The 18771-nt window shown below is 40.4% G+C and carries 12 protein-coding genes; 3 read left to right on the forward strand and 9 right to left on the reverse strand.

Annotated features, from left to right (window positions below):
- Positions 1 to 97 precede the first annotated feature (97 nt).
- The 8 genes from IJJ71_RS00425 to yidC all read right to left on the reverse strand — a co-directional run bounded on the left by IJJ71_RS00425 (position 98) and on the right by yidC (position 14959).
- Positions 98 to 1186, reverse strand: a complete 1089-nt coding sequence (locus tag IJJ71_RS00425) for a glycosyltransferase family 4 protein (RefSeq protein WP_296844666.1) — start codon at positions 1184 to 1186, stop codon at positions 98 to 100.
- Positions 1187 to 1190: 4 nt separating this feature from the next.
- Complete coding sequence (locus IJJ71_RS00430; RefSeq protein WP_296844667.1) at positions 1191 to 2207, reverse strand: glycosyltransferase; 1017 nt, start codon at positions 2205 to 2207, stop codon at positions 1191 to 1193.
- Positions 2208 to 2213: 6 nt separating this feature from the next.
- Positions 2214 to 3398, reverse strand: coding sequence for a nucleotide sugar dehydrogenase (locus tag IJJ71_RS00435; protein WP_296844668.1), 1185 nt, complete (start codon positions 3396 to 3398; stop codon positions 2214 to 2216).
- 17 nt (positions 3399 to 3415) lie between these two features.
- On the reverse strand, positions 3416 to 4663 hold the full coding sequence (locus IJJ71_RS00440) for a CDP-glycerol glycerophosphotransferase family protein (protein WP_296844677.1): 1248 nt from the start codon (positions 4661 to 4663) through the stop codon (positions 3416 to 3418).
- Positions 4663 to 6654 (reverse strand): aminotransferase class I/II-fold pyridoxal phosphate-dependent enzyme, encoded by a 1992-nt coding sequence (locus tag IJJ71_RS00445; RefSeq protein ID WP_296844669.1) that lies wholly within the window; start codon positions 6652 to 6654, stop codon positions 4663 to 4665. Before IJJ71_RS00445 ends, IJJ71_RS00440 begins: the two co-directional genes overlap by 1 nt.
- A gap of 75 nt (positions 6655 to 6729) precedes the next feature.
- Positions 6730 to 9468, reverse strand: coding sequence for a YidC/Oxa1 family membrane protein insertase (locus tag IJJ71_RS00450; RefSeq protein ID WP_296844670.1), 2739 nt, complete (start codon positions 9466 to 9468; stop codon positions 6730 to 6732).
- 3 nt (positions 9469 to 9471) lie between these two features.
- Positions 9472 to 12186, reverse strand: coding sequence for a YidC/Oxa1 family membrane protein insertase (locus IJJ71_RS00455; protein WP_296844671.1), 2715 nt, complete (start codon positions 12184 to 12186; stop codon positions 9472 to 9474).
- Between the two features lies 1 nt (position 12187).
- Positions 12188 to 14959, reverse strand: coding sequence for a membrane protein insertase YidC (gene yidC / locus IJJ71_RS00460; protein WP_296844672.1), 2772 nt, complete (start codon positions 14957 to 14959; stop codon positions 12188 to 12190).
- Between the two features lie 93 nt (positions 14960 to 15052).
- On the opposite strand from yidC, the gene IJJ71_RS00465 reads away from it, so the two are divergent.
- From IJJ71_RS00465 to IJJ71_RS00475, 3 genes are all read left to right on the forward strand, one after another.
- Positions 15053 to 16369: an SGNH/GDSL hydrolase family protein gene (locus IJJ71_RS00465; protein ID WP_296844673.1), complete on the forward strand. Its 1317-nt coding sequence runs from the start codon at positions 15053 to 15055 to the stop codon at positions 16367 to 16369.
- A 17-nt stretch (positions 16370 to 16386) separates the two neighbouring features.
- A complete protein-coding gene (locus IJJ71_RS00470) occupies positions 16387 to 16512 on the forward strand; it encodes a hypothetical protein (protein ID WP_296844674.1) in 126 nt (41 codons plus the stop codon).
- 144 nt (positions 16513 to 16656) lie between these two features.
- Entirely contained in the window at positions 16657 to 17940 is a 1284-nt protein-coding gene (locus IJJ71_RS00475; RefSeq protein WP_367113194.1) for an MBOAT family O-acyltransferase, read from the forward strand.
- On the opposite strand, the gene IJJ71_RS00480 is transcribed toward IJJ71_RS00475, so the two are convergent.
- Positions 17921 to 18352 (reverse strand): hypothetical protein, encoded by a 432-nt coding sequence (locus tag IJJ71_RS00480; RefSeq protein ID WP_296844676.1) that lies wholly within the window; start codon positions 18350 to 18352, stop codon positions 17921 to 17923. The two genes, IJJ71_RS00475 and IJJ71_RS00480, sit on opposite strands and share 20 nt — an antisense overlap.
- Between the last annotated feature and the right edge of the window lie 419 nt (positions 18353 to 18771).

Raw genomic sequence — 18771 nt, forward strand, 5'->3', positions numbered from 1 at the left:
AAAATGTCAGCTTCAGGGTAAATTTTGAGAAGTTCCTCAACGACCCGTTCCGCACCGCCATAATTTACGAGCCAGTCATGTACAATCGCAACTCTTTTCATTTTGAACCTCCGTTTAGGACTTCGAAAAGCTTTTTCGCCGAATTCTCATAAGTGTATTCTGAAAGAACATCTGCTGAATCTTCAACCTGCTCATTAAGAATATCATTCAAATCACAATTTGTCGAATCCCAGGCTATGTAATGCGCGCATTTTTTGTAAATTTCTGGCAGGCTAGCAGATTTTGCAACAATAATTTGTGCTCCGACAGAAAGTGCCTCAAGCGGCGGAATTCCGAATCCTTCGTAATAGGACGGGAATACGAACGCCCGGCATTTTTTCATCAGTGATTTTACCTCGCCGTCACTCACATAGCCAAGAAGAATGACATTTTTGAGAGCCGACAAATCACCGATTTCAGTTGATTTCATGCCGCCGATTGTCTTCCCGGAGATTGCGAAAATCTGTTCCGGGTGATTTTTGGCATATTCAGAAATCCATTTGAGGTTCTTGCGTTTTTGAAGGCTCCCGAGAGTGAAGAAAAAAGGTTTTTGTGTGAGAACCGGAAATTTCTGGAAAATCTCCTCGTCTTCTTCGATGGATTTGAAATGATCCCAGCCGTTCGGAATCACACAAATGCGGCTTTCTTCGATATTGTATGCTTTTTGAATCTGGTTTTTGCTGAATTCAGAGACTGTGAAGATTCTTTTTGCTTTTTTAGCGATGTTTTTGTAGTGAAAGCAGCTGTAAGCACGAATCAACCTGTCTTTGAAGGAAATGAAATCCCCGGGGCAATCTGCGGCGTAAATGTCATGCAGAAAGGCATATCCACAATTGCCGCCGAATGGGGCAGTGTTCGAAAAATTAAGGCCCGTAGATTTGTGTTTTTTGCACATCTTCGCAAAATAAAACATATCCCATCGCGGGAAACTTGTTAGTGGCTTTTCCGAGATTATGGAATTTATATTCTTGTATTCTGGAAAAACTTTTGCGTTCTGCGGAACGAGAATGGAAATCTCAAATTTTACTTCATTTTTTTTGCTTTCGAGAAGGATGTCAAGCTGCCTGCAAATTTCAAATGCAAAGCGTTCGATTCCTGTCAGGTTCCGGCAGAGAAAATTTCCGTTGATGAGGATTTTTGTGGACATGGGATTATTTCTTTCCTTTGAGTTTTTTTGCCATTCCGCGTACGCCGCCGACAAATGCTTCCATAAGATTGAAAAGCAGCGGACAATGTGCCTTTATGTCCGCGAGTGTGAAGGTGAGTGGCGACTGCATTATGCTTACAATCCGCGAGTCGTTGATTAAATGCACTGAGTTGAACTGGAATTTCGGCTCAGAAATCATCTGCTTGATGTCTTCCGGAATGTCACCGGCTTCCTTAATCCGTTCCTGGAGTGCCTTGTCCGCAAGCTTGTAATATGGAATGTAATTCTTTCCGCTGAATTCGCTTGAATAATAATGGATGATTTTTGCGTTTTTTAAGAAAGCGAGTCCGCCGTGGCTTGGCTGACAGTTCCACTTTCCGTCAAGGAATTTCATTTTAAGGCCAGTGCGGTAATTTGCTTCGTTGAGTGCGCTCTGGTCGTGCTTGTCGTGCTTTGTATAAGCCGAGTATTTCCAGATTTCATTCCATTGCTTGAAAAGCTCGGTTGTCTGTTTTTTTTGCTCTTCGGTCTCTGCCTTTGCGAGAATCAGGCCGCCGTTAATGTTTGCGCCGAGTTTTTTCGTGCCGGAAAAACCAAGCTTTTTGTCACGGGCAAGAAAATATTTTTTGTGAATGTGCTCTTCGAGCATACAGTGTCCGTCCAAAACACCGGCTGTAACTGCATCTTCTTTTTCAATGTCGCTCAAATCATCACAGATGATCGTGTCGCAGTCGATGTAAAGAAAGCTTCCGCTGACATGTTCCGGAATCGCAGTCTTGATGAGGCGGCTTCTGTCAACGTTCGGCACGTCATCCGTAAAGTCAACGCTGATTATCTGGCTTGCATATTTTTTGAGGGCCGTTCGTTTGTTTTCTTCTGTAAAGCTTGCATTCGTCTTGTTGTCAACAAGAACGATAATCTGAGCCAAAGGATTGTGCTTTCGGAGAGAATAAGCGGACATCAGAGCCTGCTCGTAATACAAATCCTTCGGAGTTGAGGTTAGGACATATACATATTTCATAAAAAATTAATCCCTGCTGAACAAATCTCGCGTGAAAATCTTTTCTTTTACGTCGGCCAGTTCTTCTGAATATCTGTTTGCGATGATTACATCACATTCTTTTTTGAATTCTTCGAGATTCTTTGTGACCTTTGAGTTGAAAAAATCATCACCTTTGTATGTTGGCTCGTAGACGATGACAGGAATTCCTTTTGCCTTGATTCGCTTCATTACGCCCTGAATTGAACTTTGTCGGAAATTATCGCTGTTTGCCTTCATTGTGAGACGGTAAACGCCAACGGCTTTTGGATGTTTGTGTATAATCGTGTCAGCAATATAGTCCTTTCGGGTTGTGTTTGACTCTACGATTGCTTTGATTAGGTTCTGCGGAACATCACGATAGTTCGCAAGAAGCTGCTTTGTATCCTTTGGCAAGCAGTAGCCGCCGTAACCAAACGACGGGTTGTTGTAGAAGTCACCGATTCGCGGGTCAAGACAGATTCCCTGAATGATTGATTTTGTGTTCAATCCACGGACTTCAGCATAAGTGTCAAGCTCGTTAAAGAAAGCCACGCGTAGTGCAAGATATGTATTTGCGAAGAGTTTTATTGCCTCAGCTTCGGTACAATTCGGGAAGAGGACTTCGATATTTTCTTTGATGGCACCCTCTTTTAAAAGATTTGCGAATTTTTCTGCCTGAGTTTTAAGCTCAGGAGCATCTTTTGGCCAGCTTACGACGATTCGGCTGGGGTAGAGGTTATCATAAAGAGCGTGACCTTCTCGCAAGAATTCAGGCGAGAAGAGCAAATTCTTGTAGCCTGACTCAGCACGGAGTTTTTCTGTGTAGCCGACTGGAACCGTTGATTTTACGATGATTGTCGCCTTTGAGCCGGATTTTTTTACAAGCTCTACGACAGATTCGACGCTTGAAGTGTCAAAGTAATTCTTTTCCGGGTCGTAGTTTGTAGGTGTAGAAATGATTATGAAATCAGCGTCCTTGTATGCAAGATTTGCATCAGTTGTGGCCGTTAAGTTGAGTTTTTTTGTAGCCAGGTATTCTTCAATTTCTTTGTCGATAATTGGAGATTTTTTGTTGTTGATTAAATCGACCTTTTCCTGCACGATGTCAACCGCATAGACTTCATTGTGCTGTGAGAGAAGAATGGCGTTTGATAGACCTACATATCCTGTTCCTGCGACTGCGATTTTCATAATGATTCCTTTAAAAATTATGTGCGTTCCGAACTTTCTTTTTCAATCTTTTCCATTGTGGAAATCATGTAATCGGCTGTGAGTTTTCCTGCCTCGCCGATGTGCTGCCATGCTTCTGCCTTGTAGTGGGCACGAAGTTTTGCAAGCTCTGGGCTATCTGATGCGTTTTTGATAACTTCGGCGATGTTGGAAAAATCTTCTTCTTTTATAGGAATACCGATCTTCTGCAAAGTTGTGACTGCCCACGGCTCATGCCCTGTGTCGTAAATGTCGTACGGAAGCAAGTCCATTTCGGCGTTCGCGTACATTACAGGCTTGTCGCACAAGAAAGTGTAGTCGTAGACGATTCCAGAGAAGTCAGAAATCATGATGTCCGCTTTTTTGAGAGAGTAGATGTTGTCACGCTCGTTATCCCAAGAAAGGTTTTTTGCATCCTTGTAACGCTCATGCAGGCGGTCAAGCATATCTTTTTCTGAGATTCGGCTCTGCGGGTGCGGGCGGACGATAATCTTCATGCCGCTTTTAACCAATGGATCAAGAAGTTTTTCACCATAAAGACCGAGCAAGGCACTTTTTCCCCATGAAGGAGAGACAAGAACTGTGAATTCATGGTTCTCTTCAGCAGGAATAGCAGCCATTTTTTCCTTAAGAACATCAAGATATGTACAACCGACCGTGACAAGTTCCTTTGCAGGAAGCTCGCGTTGTTTTTCAAGAAGGCGGATATCGTCTGCCTGATAGTCGCCAGTCATCAAAACTGAGTCGAAATAATCAAGACCGAAAAGACGATACATCGTTGAGTCCGTGCAAGAGTGGAAAATATGGCTGTAATGCTTTACATTCTTGCTTCGTTTGAGCTGATAGACCTGTAAGCCAGGAGTTGTCATCAAAACGATTCCCGCGCTGAGCATGTTGAGCTTTGCATAAGCCACATTGCCTGTTCCGATGCACTCAGGTTTTACGAAAGAAAAATTCTTTTCGTAAATAGGGTCATCTTCAGTTCCTGTGTAGTATGTAAGCTCAATTCCGCGCCTTTCAAATTCTTCGGCTACAGGAAGAAAAACCGTGAAATACCGCTTATCCTCGCAGTAAACAACATATTTTTTATATGATTTGTCTTCCTGAACGCCTTTTTTTCCGGCAAAGACGAGCTTGAGCTTGAGCCAAAGAGCCTTTGCAAGGAAAAAGAGCGTTGCTGCAGCACCAATCAGAATCGAAAAGAGCATCGAACCCGTGCCAGGGTCGATATAAAGCGGTAAAATCATCATTTTGCAACAAATTCCTTGATAAGTCCGAGAACTTTGTCCATGTCAGCCTGCGGAGCTACAGTGATTCGCATTGAAAGGTGGCTGCCTTCCGTCCAGAGGCGTGTAAGATATCCGTTTTCAGAAAGATAGTCTTTGAGTGCCTGAACATCAATTTCCTTTTCACCTTCAGCCAAATTCTCGTTGAATCGGATGAAAATGAAGTTCGCTGCAGACTTGTAAGCCTTGATTCCTTTGATTTTGTTAATCTCAGAAATGAAGTCATCCTTGAGCTTGATGATTGTTTTGGTAAGGTTATTGTAATAAGTTTTGTCCTGCAATGCTGCAATACAAACTTTTCGACCAATGTTTGATACGCGGAACGGGTTCAAGTCGAGCTTGAATACCTGTTTTGCCATCGGTGTACACAAACCATAGCCCATTCGGATTCCTGCCAAGCCGTAGAGTTTTGAGAATGTGCGGCAGAATACGACGTTGTTGTATGAGTTGAGCAAATATTTTGCGTCGTAAGTGACTGTTGAAAGGCCAAGATATGCTTCATCTACGATTACGAGCGAAGTCGGGTTCTCTTTGATTACCTTTTCCAAATCGTTTCGGCTGATTACGGCTCCTGTCGGGTTGTGAGGAGTTGTGATTATGATGATTCTCGGCTTGATTTTCTTTGCTTCAGAAAGAAGGTTCTTCATGTCGAATTCGTAAGAATCTTTTCCCGGAACTACATTGTAGTAAGCTGTTTTTGCATGGCGGAGCTCACAAACTGATTTGTAGTAATTCCATGCAGGAGCAGAAATAAGAACCGTGTCGTCCTTGTTGAGGACGATTGTCATGATTGTCTTGATTACATCAGATGAGCCTGAGTGAATGAAGATAGAGTCTGTCGGAATCTCTGTTGCCTTTGAAACCTCAACTGCAAGGTCGTCTTCACGAGTCAAATCGTAAAGGTACAAGTCTTCCATTGTAGCATTGTGCAAAACTTCAAGACATTTTGGGCTTGGTCCGAACAAGTTTTCGTTTACATGCATTCGGCCTGTTAGCTGCTCAGTTGCGACTACAGAATACTGTTTTGTCTCGCCATAGTTTGAAAGATAGCTGATTCGCTGTGTTGAATTGATGAGCTCGTCTTCCTGGAAGAACTGGTCGATGAATTCCTTGAAATTAGGGTAGAACTGGAGAATGTCATCAGTTGTGTCGAATTCCTTGCACTCATTGTCGTCATAGCGTTTGATTTTCATCAGAAGCTCTGTGATGTGCTTGATCTGGAAGTCGTCCCAGAGCATGTATTTCATTTCTGGGTCGTAGTATTCTTTTACCATCAAATCGACGAATTTCTCTGAGAATGATTTTGAGAAGAAAGCTTCACCGATTGTGTACCATGCTTTTTCACCGCCTTTTTTGACTTCTGTCATGTAGCCGCGGTCATCCAAACCTTTTACGCAGTATTCGTTACAGAACTCGTCTGAGTAAAGACAGCCGTAGTATGAGTCGTAAACATAGTCACGGTAAACATTGTGGGCAAACCAGTTGTCCGAGCAACAGATGTAGCTTGACTTGATGTAGTCTTTTGCCGCATAGAGGGAAGACATGTTGTTTTTCTCTTCCCATTCAGTGTTGTCGATTACGATAAGCTCAGGATATTTTTTTGCCATTTCGTAGTAGCGTTCCTTGAGGTAGCCGACAACGAGAACGATTTCCTTGATTCCTGCATCGTGGAGCTGCTTAATCTGGCGCTCGACCATTGTGTCGCCCTTGATTTCAAAAAGACCTTTCGGGAGGTAGTTTGAAAGTGGCATACATCGGCGGCTTCGTCCGGCTGCCATGATGATTGCATTGTCAACTTTGTATGGGGCAAGGGCTTCCATGCCGTCTGCAGTTACTTTATTGCTTTTTACCCAGCCTGCCTTTTCGCAGGAAAGGATTGTGTCTTTGTTGAATGTTGATACATCTTCCTTTCGTCGGATTGCCATGAGATAGTCGAATTCTTGTTCTGTCATAAAAATACTCCTGAATATATCAGTCTTGCCTTTGAGAGACAATCATGATTATTTTAATACAAATTGATATATCTTTCAATCTTCAATAATCGCGGAAACATCCGCCTGACTCCAGCTTGAAGCCTTGAAGACATCATTTTTTACTTTCCACCACTGATCCTTTCGGATAGGGTAGGTATGTAAATTCTTGTAAAGCCATGCCTGATGAACATCACTTGATGTAATCAGCACTCCGTCCTTTTTAATGCCGGTCGTGTCGAGCGGAACAGCCTTCTTCGTGAACGGATTAACCGGATTCTCTATGATTCCAGAAAGTGCAAGGCTTGGAACGTCTCCGTTCGTCATGAAAGTCATGTCCTTTTTAAGCCCGCCGGAAGCATTGAAATCTTTTACCATAAGAAGCGGATGGAAATGTCCTCTTCCACGGTACCTGTCACCCGCGATGCTCATGTCAAGCTCGATATTGCTTTCCATGCATGCCTCGACTGAGGCACGGCTGTGATCCGAAACAAAAATAATCTTTGTATTGTCATAGGCACCGTTATCTTTCAGGCTCTGAATCCATTTTGCGATTCTTTTTAATGCCGCCATGTTGGTGTGGTAAGACTCATCATCTTTAAAAACAGAAATTCCGTAATCGGTTACATTTTGGACCGGAACATAATCAGGTGCCTGCATGTAAACGCTTGAATGTGTAAGTTCATTTACCATGCAGATGTAACTTCCTTCCTCACTATCTGAAAAATCCGTAATTTCAGTTAGAAAATCAAGAGGCGCGTAATTGTCGATTACATTCGTGTAGGATGTGAGGTTGTCGTTTGAATTCCAGTATTTTCCTTTGAGATAAATCATTTCTCGGATAATAACCGGGCTTTCGCGGAAAATGCTGAAAATGAACAGGTTGTGCTTTAATAAATCATCGGTGTTGTCAAGGCTGTTTCCGTCAGTGTGGGTCTTGTACCATGCCGTAGAATATTTTCCGATTGTCTGATAGCCGTCGATTTTTGGATATTCATTGGTGATGCTCAAATCTGCATACGCAGAATAATTTGCCCAAGAAGGATCTGTTATCGTGGCATGGAAATTTCCCTGCTCCGTGAAAATCCTTGGAAGCATCAGCAGTGCCTCGTTCGTTTTTTGGAAGAGCGGTTTGTCTTTTCGTTTGTTCATTTCAAGCGGCTGATACTCATAGCCACCGTAAAGAGCCGGCGCACCCATCATCGTGTGGCCGTTGAATGAGACTGTGTTCGGATAGAAAGTGAAACCAGAGAAAATATTGTTGAAATCAGGAGATTCCTTGAAAATTTCTTCAATATATTGGCTTTCTGCCCTGTCCAGCATAAACACCACGACATTCTTTTGGGTTTTCGAGAGGTGGAAAATCGGTTTTATTTCGACATCGTTCAGATTACCGTTAGCGACGAACGCATTATATTCTTTTTTTATTGTGGAAATGTTGAGAAAAGCGAGGGCAACCATTGCGAAAGATACGATCGCAAATGAATAAGTGTAGATTTTGCCTTCAAGTTTTGCGATTGTCAGAGATACTATGGCGAAAACTACGATCAGGACAAAAAGATTGAAGAATGCAATGAGAGAAACTGACTTAAAATCAACGGCATTAAGAAATGTCAGTGTTGCTGATATATCGCCGTAATTCAGCATGAATACGAAAGAGTTCAAGAGGGCTGAAAGTGACAGAAACGTCATTACAAGCGTGAATACAGACTGAACTTTCCTGCTGAAAAGAAAATAAACGCAGATCGGCCAGAAAAGGAAAAATCCTGCGGCCTGCATGAGTGTGACTGAAACATATCCGAGCGGATTCGGGTTGGAGCCGATTCCTGAGAATTCAATCGGAGATGATGATATGAGTGAAGTCGGAATCGTAAGGCCTGAAAGGATGAAAAGAAGCGCGCATGAAAGAAGGTAAATAGTCGTGCGGGTCTTGTTGTGATTGAAAATCGGTGTGAGAAAATTGCGGAAAATAGCCTTGATTCCTGCCAAAATAAGTGGAACCGAAAATACAATTAGAGCCACAAAAACAAATATGAATTTATAAACAATTTTTGTATTAAATCCGAATAGAATGTAAATCAGTGCCGGAACGCAGAGTACGCAGCAGAAAATCCAGAATGATTTGAGCGGATTCTTTAATTTGTAAAAAATATTTTTAACAAGGGAGAAAATATTGTTGAATGTCCAGTAAAGTACGAGGCCGGCCGGAGAATTGTACAAAACGACAAGAAATACAGCCGCCATGCCGAAAATCTGAATCTTTTCGCGGATTCCATGTCCTTTTGAATATATGATTCCTGAACCGCAGTTAATCAAAGTCATTGCAATCGGAAGAATATTCACTGAAAATGAGCCGATTGAAAAAAGGGAGTCCGGGCTTCCCATGTCGCGGATAAAAAGGAAAGATTCGCCCTGTAAATCCGTTAAGTGTGAAAGATAGGCATAAGCCGCAAGAAAAAACGGAATCTGAATGAGAAGACCGAAAGACGAGCGCAATCCCATGATCGGACTGTAATGATGCTGCCTGTAGAATGTCGTGGTCATCATGTACCGTTCATCACCGGAAAAGGCTTTTTTGATTCTGGCAAGGCCTTCTTTCATCTTGTCCTGTTTTTCCCGTTCAACTTCCTGCCAGTGCTCCGCGACCGCATATAATGGAAGACAGAGCAGAGTGATTGCAACGCTCACGCCAATGACGGAGAGTCCCTCGTTGTGCGTGATTTTATCAACGAGCGTATATGCGACTTCAATTATGGTATAGAGCGGATAAATTATCAGATTGTAAAGAAAAGTCATTTGTCAGTTTCCTTTTGAATTGTATTTTTGCCAGTTTGAGTCAATAAAAATATTGTCCTTTATATGAATCCAATCATCATCAGAAAGAGTAAATTCATACTCGCTTTTTGAATGATACGGCATAAAAACATCACCTTTTGTCACGATTATTCCATTTTTCTTGTATTCCTCGTCAATTTTGTTTCCTGTGAATGGATTTACAGGATTCTCAATGATGTTTTTGAGCGCGAGAGATGGAACATCGGCGTTTGTCATGAACTTATCATCGACCTGAACAATTCCGTTTGAATGAGAATTAAAATCTTTTACAAGAAGAACTGGATTCAGGCGGTCTTTTGAATATCCCGCAAAATCAGGAGACTCGTTGTACATTGATTTATCGCCGCCGATTCCATGGTCAGAGACTACGATGATTCTTGTGTTGTCGTAAATTTCGTTTTTCCTAAGAAAGTCTGCAAATCTTCCAATCTGAATTAAGGAAACCGTATCAATTTTGTAGGCATCGTTATTAAGCGAATATTCATATTCAGGCTTGATGTCATACATTGAGATGTCTTCGCTTGAATGTGTACATTCGTTCGTGAAAATTGAGAGCGTAGGGGAAGCCGAGTCTGTGCTTACGATTTGCGGAAGATAATACAAAATCGAATACCAGTTAGCGAAATCATTTGAGCTTTCTTTTACTCCGTTTTCCCACCATGTTCCTTTGTAATAGACTACGGGGCGCAAAACGGCCGGAACTTCTCGGAAAAGACTTACCCAGAAAAGATTTCGGTTTAGGACATGCGCCAAGGATGCCTTCTCATAGCCGGGCTTGATTTTTTCTTTTTTGAAGTCACCGGCATAACGTCCCAAAAGTGAGAATGTGTTCAGTCTGCCGTTTAGCTCAGGATTTTTTTCTAATGTTGATTTTCTAAATCCTTCCATATCTGCGACATAACTGTAATTTGCCCAGGAAAGGTCTGAGACAGTTGAAATAAATCCTTTTTGTGCTAAGATTTTTGGAAGAAGGGCAAGCGCCTGATTATGTTTTTCTTTGAGCGTGACCGTATTCCGCCTGTTCATTTCAAGAGGTGTGTAATCAAAACCACCGTAAACACCAGGAGAACCCATTAAAGTATGACCGTTGAAACTTACGCAGTTTGGATAGAAAACAAAACCGTCCAGTTTTTGAGAAAGGTCTTTTTGGTCAGAAAGAATTTTGTTCACATAAGCAGACTCAAAACGGTCAAGCATGAATATAACGATGTTTGGCTCCGATTTTGAAAGTGAGAATTTTGCGTTTATAGAATCTTCCTGCCTATGAGATGCGGCGAAGACTTTATATTCATTGTTTATTTTTCGGATATTCCAGATTGAGAGAGCTGAAAAGGCGAATACTGAAATCAAAGCAATGTTTGCGATTGCTTTTTTGAAATTAAATTTTATTAAGAAAACAATGAAAAGCAGAAGTACAGCAGCGCAAACTAAATCGGTGAGCAGGAACAAGCTTGAAGGGGAAGAAAAACCGTCGATGAATTTGAGCGTCACATCCATCGAGCCATAGTTTCCGCTGAAAGCAAAGGAATTTAGTATTGCGGAAAAAAACAGCGCGGAGAAAAAGAATGTCAGCAATGTTTGGATTCTTTCCTTAAACAAGAAGAAAATACATGTCGGCCAGAAAACAAAAAGCCCGAAACTCATCCAAAAAGAAGAATGAAGAAATGCGGTCGGGCTGGCATAATTCTCAATGTTAGAGAATTCCTGCACAGAACTTAGGATAAGTTGTGATGGAAGAACAAGACCGTTCAAAACGCAAAGACCAAGTGAAGCTACGATGAAAATGTAAGCGCGAGGCTTGATGCTTTTAAAAATTGGAGAGAATGTTTTTTCGCTAAGATAGATAAGACCTTTTACATAGAATGGAACTGGAATCCAGAACAAAAGGAAAATTGCAGCCAAAAGCCTTTTCTTTATGTTCGCGCCGCCGTCATAAATGAATAATATGTAAGCCGCAAGGATTGTGATCGCGCCAACCATGCACAGATAAAGCACTTTGAGCGGATTCTTCATTTTATAGAAAACATTTTTTACGAGAGAAAAAATATTATTCATCGTCCAGTAGAGGACAAGCCCCGCCGGGGAATCATAAAGGACTACAAGGAAAACAGCCGCCATGCCGTAAATCTGGATTTTTTCGCGGATTGAATGGCCTTTTGAGTAAATTGCACCGGAAATGCAGTTGATTACTGTCATTGCGATTGGCAGAATGTTCACATTGAAAGAACCTAATGTGAAAATAGCGTCCGGCTTTCCCATGTCCCTTATGAAAAAGAAGCTCCTTCCCATTAAGTCTGGAAGTGAAGAAAGGGTGTGATAGGCTGCCAGAAAGAAAGGAATCTGGATCAAAATCCCGAAAGAAGAGCGAAGTGCCATGATTGGGTGGTAATGATTCTGTCTGTAGTAAGTATTGAGAATCATGTACTGCTCGTCGCCTTTGAAAGCTTTTTTGATTCTGTTTATTCCTGATTTCATCCTGTCTTGGATGTTCCGCTCTGTTTCCTGCCAGCCTTCGGCAACAATGTAAAGAGGAAGGCAAAGCAAGGTGACTGTGAGACTGACTCCTAGAATTGCAATCCCTGTGTTGCCGAACATTTTGTTGAAAAGTCGATAGGAAATCTCAATTAGCTGAGTGATTGGCGAGAGAATTATGTTGTATAGAACTGTTGAAATCGGCATATTATTTGTTCAGACGGCTCCAGTTTTCATCTATAAATATATTATCCTTAACAGTGTACCATTCGTTTGGTTTCACATCAAACGCTTTTTCCTTTCGGATACGGGTACTCTGAGCCCTTGAGTTGTTAAGAATTGAATAGGCGTTCTTGTCCTCTACTTCGAGCGGTTTTCCTGTGAAAGGATGCTTCGCGTCTTTTATGACATCTTTTGCGGCAAGATAAGGAGTGTCGGCATTCGTCATGTATGTGTAGTCAGTCTTAATCTCGCCATGTGAGTTGAAGTCTTTAACTATTAGGGTTGCGACATAAAGAGATTTGAGAGGTGCGTTTGTTTTAAAGTTTTTCATTGCCTCGGAATTATCCGGCATTCCATGATCGGAAACTATGATTATCTTGGTATTGTCATAGACACCGTTTTGTTTGAGATAGTCAAAGAAATCTATATATTTATTGAAAATACCGCACATCGTACTAAATTCAGGGTTTTCTTTTAATATGCTGTTTCCGAGATTCGTTATATCCTTTGTTTTTCTGAACTCATATTCTGGGGCCTGAAGAAAAGTCGGCTCGTGAGTCGCCTCATTGTCCAAAAGAATGATTGTTCCTTTATCATCGTCGATTTTTGTGAGTTCCGGCAGATAGTCAATTACAGAATAATTGTCAACGAAGCGGGCACTGTTATCCCATTTGTTGTATGCCATCCAATAGTCTCTGTGATAGATTGCCCCGCGCAAAACCGGTGAGGCCATTTTGAACAAAGAGAACCAGATGAAATTTCTGAAAATCTGTGAGCTGATGTATGGCTCTTTTTCCATGCCATGCTGTGCATACCAATGATTTGTATATGTGGCAAGAACTTTGTTGTGGCGGATAGGCTCATGCCCCTTGTATTTTACGATATATGAGATGTCATTCAAGTCTTCGCGGGATTCGACTTCAATTCCCTGACGCTCGAAATTTGGATTTTTGAAATACATGTTGCTTTCAGGCTGCTCAAGATAATTCTCATAAGGAAGGTTTGCAACTTCTGCGCGGAATCCGTTTGCTGTGAACAAAAGCGGGAGCGTGAGCATGGCCTCGCTGTGTTTGTCCTGAAGTGTTTTCTCAGGTTCTTCGATTGCTCGCTGGTTCATCCTGTACGGAGTGTAGTCATAGCCTCCGAAAAGCCCCGGAGTTCCAATCATTGTTAGCATACCCATCGATATAGTGTTAGGGTAATAGGTGAAACCATCCATACCTGCTTTTAGGTGCGGAAGTTCCTCAAAAACATACGGAATGAACGGTGAAAAACATCTGTCCTGCATGATGACGATGACATTCGGCTCTGTTTTTGATAGGTGAAAAATCGGCTCCAGATCGTTGTTGTAAGATGGAACTGGCATCCGAGAAAATTCTGTCTGGATTTTAATTATGTTTTTTGTAGAAATCGTGGTCAGAGAAAGAATGAGAATTACAAGAAGTGAATGTAAAACTGCCGGAAAACGAAGAATTAAGCAGATTGTGAGTGCAAGCAATGATGCAATAATCAAGAAATTGAATAAAATCGAAGGCATTGATGGCATGAAAACCTGAGGTTGCATGAATTCAAGCCACGGATCAATCGGACCATATTTTCCGCCGAATGCGAATGTATTGACAACTGCAGCAAATGCAAAAAAAACAAAAAAAATCGTGAGAATCTTTTTTACTCTGGCTGAAAACAGCCCGTAGAAAGCTCCAGCCCACAATAAAAATACTCCTGCACTCTGGAAAAATGTAGAAATCATAAATACGAAAGGTGATTTGTAGCTATCGACATAACAATAATTGTTTGGTTCGCTCTCAATTATTATTGATGGGATTGCTGCTCCTGCGAGAATTGTAAGAGCTGTTGCTGATAAAAAGAAAGCAAAACATCTGAAATTTTTGTTTGTGTCAAGAAACTTAAAATGCCTGTCAAAAAATGAAGCGGCTTTAATGATACCTAAGGGCAATAATGGAAGAATTATACCCATGCAAATAAAAGCTTTTTTGAATGACGACTTTTGTGCTTGTAGTACAGTGAACGGGGCGCAAATACAGAATAGCGCAAAAATGCAAAGTATGATGTAGAGAATCTTTTTCGGATTCTTTAATTTGTAGAAAATATTTTTAACCAGAGAAAGGATATTGTTCATCGTCCAATAAACGACAAGCCCTGCCGGAGAATTGTACAGGATAATAAGAAATACAGCAGCAAAAATATAAATTTGCAGTTTTTCTTTAAACGAATGTCCCTTTGAGTATAAGAAACCTGATAAACAGTTGATTATTGTCATCGCAATCGGAAGAATATTGACCGCGAATGAACCTATGTGAAAAGTTGCGTCCGGGGAACCGAAATCTTTTATGAAAAGAAAACTTACGCCTTTTAAATCACCAAACTCCGATAAAAAATGGTATGCTGCCAAAAAAAACGGAATTTGAATCAAAAGGCTTAGTGATGAGCGAAGTGCCATAATCGGGCTGTAATGATTTTGCTTGTAGAAAGTATTTAAAATCATGTACTGCTCATCGCTTTTGAAAGCTTTTTTTATTCGGTCAATGCCTGGCTGTAGCTTTAATCTTGTTTCTCGCTCTTTTTCCTGCCATCCTTCAGCGACCATGTAAAGGGGAAGTGTGCAGAGTGTGACAACAAAACTAAGCCCTATTATGGCAATGGGTTCTCGATTTGTAGCTTCGTATATGAACTGGTAGAAAAATTCTAGTAATTGTGAAATAGGAAAAATAATCAAGTTGTAAAATATAGACGGCATAGTTTTAGTTTATTCAAAACATTGGAATTGTGCAATTGATTTATATAAACTTTATTATTGAAAACAAAGGCTTTTTTTTTCTATTATATAATAATGAAAAGAAAAATGTTTTTGAAAGTTTTTTTGTTCGTGTTGCTTTTTTTTCCTTTAGCATCTTTTACTGCATTTATACTTAAAGATGATACAAATTCCTATGCACGCGTTCTTTTCCATGAATTTTACAATCAGGTGAAAATAGATTATCTTATCTGCGGAGCTTCCCATGTTTCGCATGGTGTCGAAGCTGATATAGCTTCTCGAAAATTTTGGAAAACTGTTTTTAATTCAGAAACTCCATCCCAGAGAATCGACGGAACTTATGCCATTATAAAACAGGCTGTAAAATCTTATGAAATAAAAAAAGTATTTTTGGAATTGGATTTTGCGATTGCTATTGATTATTCACCTTTGAATCGTTCTGGATTTACGGCTGATTATATTGTCGCTGAGGGAATCCATGATTTTTTTATAAAGGCTGATTATCTTCTCCATTGCTCATGTCCAAAATATTATGTCAATTCGTTTTTGTCAATCGGAAAGGACAAGCTTCTGACACTGAACCCTAAAAAGGTTGCAAAAAAATTGACATCTATTCTTAATCGTGAATATTTCAAATATCAGTACGAAGATGAAGGTTCTGAATATGCCGGAAAAGGTTGTGTCTTGGATTTGGAAGAAATACCTGACGGAGGATTTTCAAATGATTTCAAAGTGGTTCCGATTCCGGTTGGAGGAATTAGTAATCATTGGAAAATAACTGTCGAAAAAATTATTGACTTATGCAAGGAAAACAACATCGATCTGATTCTTTACTCGATGCCATGTTCTGACTTTTATCTGAACGAACGCGGAAATTATGATGAATATTATTCTTTCTGCCGGGATTTTGCGGCTCAAAAGGGCTTTCCTTATTATGATTTCAATCTTGTCCGCCCTGAGATTCTTTCTTTGCGGGATTCTGATTACACTGATGACAACCATCTGAGCAAAAAGGGAGTTTATGTCTGGACTGATGCTTTCTGCGATTTTTTTGGCTCAAAATATAAGGAAGAAAATGCCCTCGAAAAGTATTTTTATTCATCTTACGCTCAAAAAATGGCGGAGATGCCGGAGAAAATCTTTGGACTTTACATATTTACTAGCGGGGACAAAAAATCAATGGAAATTATCCCTGTTTCAAATCATGTTGATGTCAAAAGAATTACTTATGATGTTTATGTTGTTGTCGGAAATGAGGAAAGTCTTCTTGCCAAAGATTCGATTCAAACTTCGATTACGCTTCCGGCTGGTAAATCCGGTAAAATCCGCGTGATAAGTTACATCGACGGCGTTAAGCAGAACGACTGCACTGAAAATTTTGTTTCGTTCTAAGATAGTTTGAGGTTTCTATGAGTTTTTATTCATTCACTTTTGCAATTTTTCTTTTGATTTCGCTTTTTGTATATTATCTTGCTCCAAAACGATTCCAGTGGATTGTGCTTCTTGTGGCAAACACGGTTTTCTATGCTTTTTAAGGATTCGGAAATCTTGTTTTTATCCTCGCAAGTTCTTTTATTACTTTCTTCGGTGCAAAAATCGTCTCTGATATGAATGTGGCTCTCAAGGCCAAAAAAGCAGAGCTTTCAAAAGAGGATTTTAAAGCGGAAAAGGAGAGAACCTTGACCAGAAAACGCCTTGTTCTTCTTTCAATGCTTGCTCTTAATGTAGGAATTCTAATTTATCTAAAATACTGGCGAATTCTTGCTGGCTCAAAGACTCTTCTTCTTCCGCTCGGAATCTCATATTACACTCTTACGACAATCGGCTACTTCATGGACATTTACAACTCAAAGTACGAGCGTGAGAAAAATTTCCTAAAATATTTTGTTTTCGTCTCGTTTTTCCCGCAGCTAATTTTGGGCCCGATTGTTCGCTTCAACCAGAGCGGATTTCAGATTCGGGAAGAGCGCAAGTTTGACTTTGAGAATATCAAGCACGGATTCATGCTGATTCTTTACGGTTCGCTCAAAAAATACCTTGTGGCAGACCTTCTTGTAAAACATGTGAGCACGATTTTTGACGGCGTATACACGAATTATCCTGGTTGTGTGCTCGTTATGGGAATCCTGATATATGCGATTTACCAGTACGCTGATTTTTCTGGCGGTACGGATTTGGTGCTTGGAATTGCGGAGTTGTTCGGAATCAAACTCCCGCAGAACTTCAAGCAGCCGTATTTTTCTATCAGCATCGCGAATTTCTGGCAGAGATGGCATATCACTCTTGGTGGCTGGATGCGTGACTATATTTTCTATCCGTTCGCACTTACGAAAGTCATGCAGAATCTGAGCAAGTGGTGCACGAATCATCTCGGAAAGCATTTCGGGCGCACTTTGCCGGCATGTATCGCTAACATTCTCGTATTCATGCTTGTCGGCCTTTGGCATGGTCCTGAACTTCACTTTTTTATCTGGGGCTTGTATAATGGACTTGTTATTGCTTTGAGCGATATTTTGAAGCCTGCCTTTGAAAAAGTGAATGAAAAACTTCATGTGAACGCAAAGAGCAGGGGATGGCACATTTTCCAGATTATCCGCACTTTCGTAATCGTGAACATCGGCTGGTATTTTGACCGAATTGTTGATGTGCCTAAATCGTTCGCTTATCTCCGAAACTCATTTGTCAATTTCGGAAATCCGCTCATGCTTGCTTCTAAAGACTTTATGAATCAGATTTTGGGAAATATTTCGGATTTCCAGAGTCATATCGTGCTGATTTCGCTTGGCTCTCTGATTATTTTTGTGGTGAGTGTGCTCAAAGAAAACAAAATCGATGTGTACGGCGAGATTCAAAAGAAGAACATCGCCGTTCGCTGGCTGGCCTATTATATTCCATTGATTCTGGTGATTTTATCACTCAGCTTCAGCGAAGGCGACGCAGGATTTATGTACGCACAGTATTAATGAAAAATTTGTTTTTCAATTTTTCAAACAATTTATCAGCAAAACTAATCATCTTTTGTTCAATAAGTTTTAATCTCAAATAGTCGATTAATGAACAAAATGAAAAAAGCAAAAATATATCTGCTATGGCAAAAAGTGGGAAAAAATTTGAGGAATACTGTAAATCTACATTAAAAATATCTCTGTAAAATATTGTTTTTACGCTGGAAACATGGATAAGATATATCCCGAATGTTGTTGCAGCAACAGTATTTATGAAATGATTTTGTTTTATTTTCAATGAGGCGAAAATGGCAAAGAAAAGCCATGATGCAAGCGGAATAAGGAAAATATTTGAGAAATTATCTAAAACGGTTTTTAAAAGCTTTATTTTGGCATTATCAATATTTGTGAAGTAATAAGGAATAGCCATTAGTGCCCAAAGAAGTATTGCTAATAATAAATAGAGCGGTTTGTTTATAGCTTTTGGAGTATATAATTTAAAATAGGCTCCTAAAAGAAAAAAGAAAAATGCTGGTGTTATTCCGATATCGATGCCAAAAATTGATACACCAGAATACCAAAAGAGCCATGTTACAAAAATTAGGAATTTAAAACCTGATTTATTTAATTTTAGGGCGCATGAGCCGGTGAAAACATGTAGCGAAGCGGAATGTTTTCACAATAAACCACCTGCTATGCGGGTGGTGAGCAAAGGCTTATAGCAAAAAAAACTTTCCTCGAAGGTGTACAATAGGTTGTTCAAGTCTATTGCGTAACGCCAAGGAGGAAAGCAAATGGCAAATATCAGAGATACGCTGAGCCATACCAAGTGGCTCTGTAAATATCATA

The organism is Treponema sp. (assembly GCF_017430385.1).
Lineage (GTDB): Bacteria > Spirochaetota > Spirochaetia > Treponematales > Treponemataceae > Treponema_D.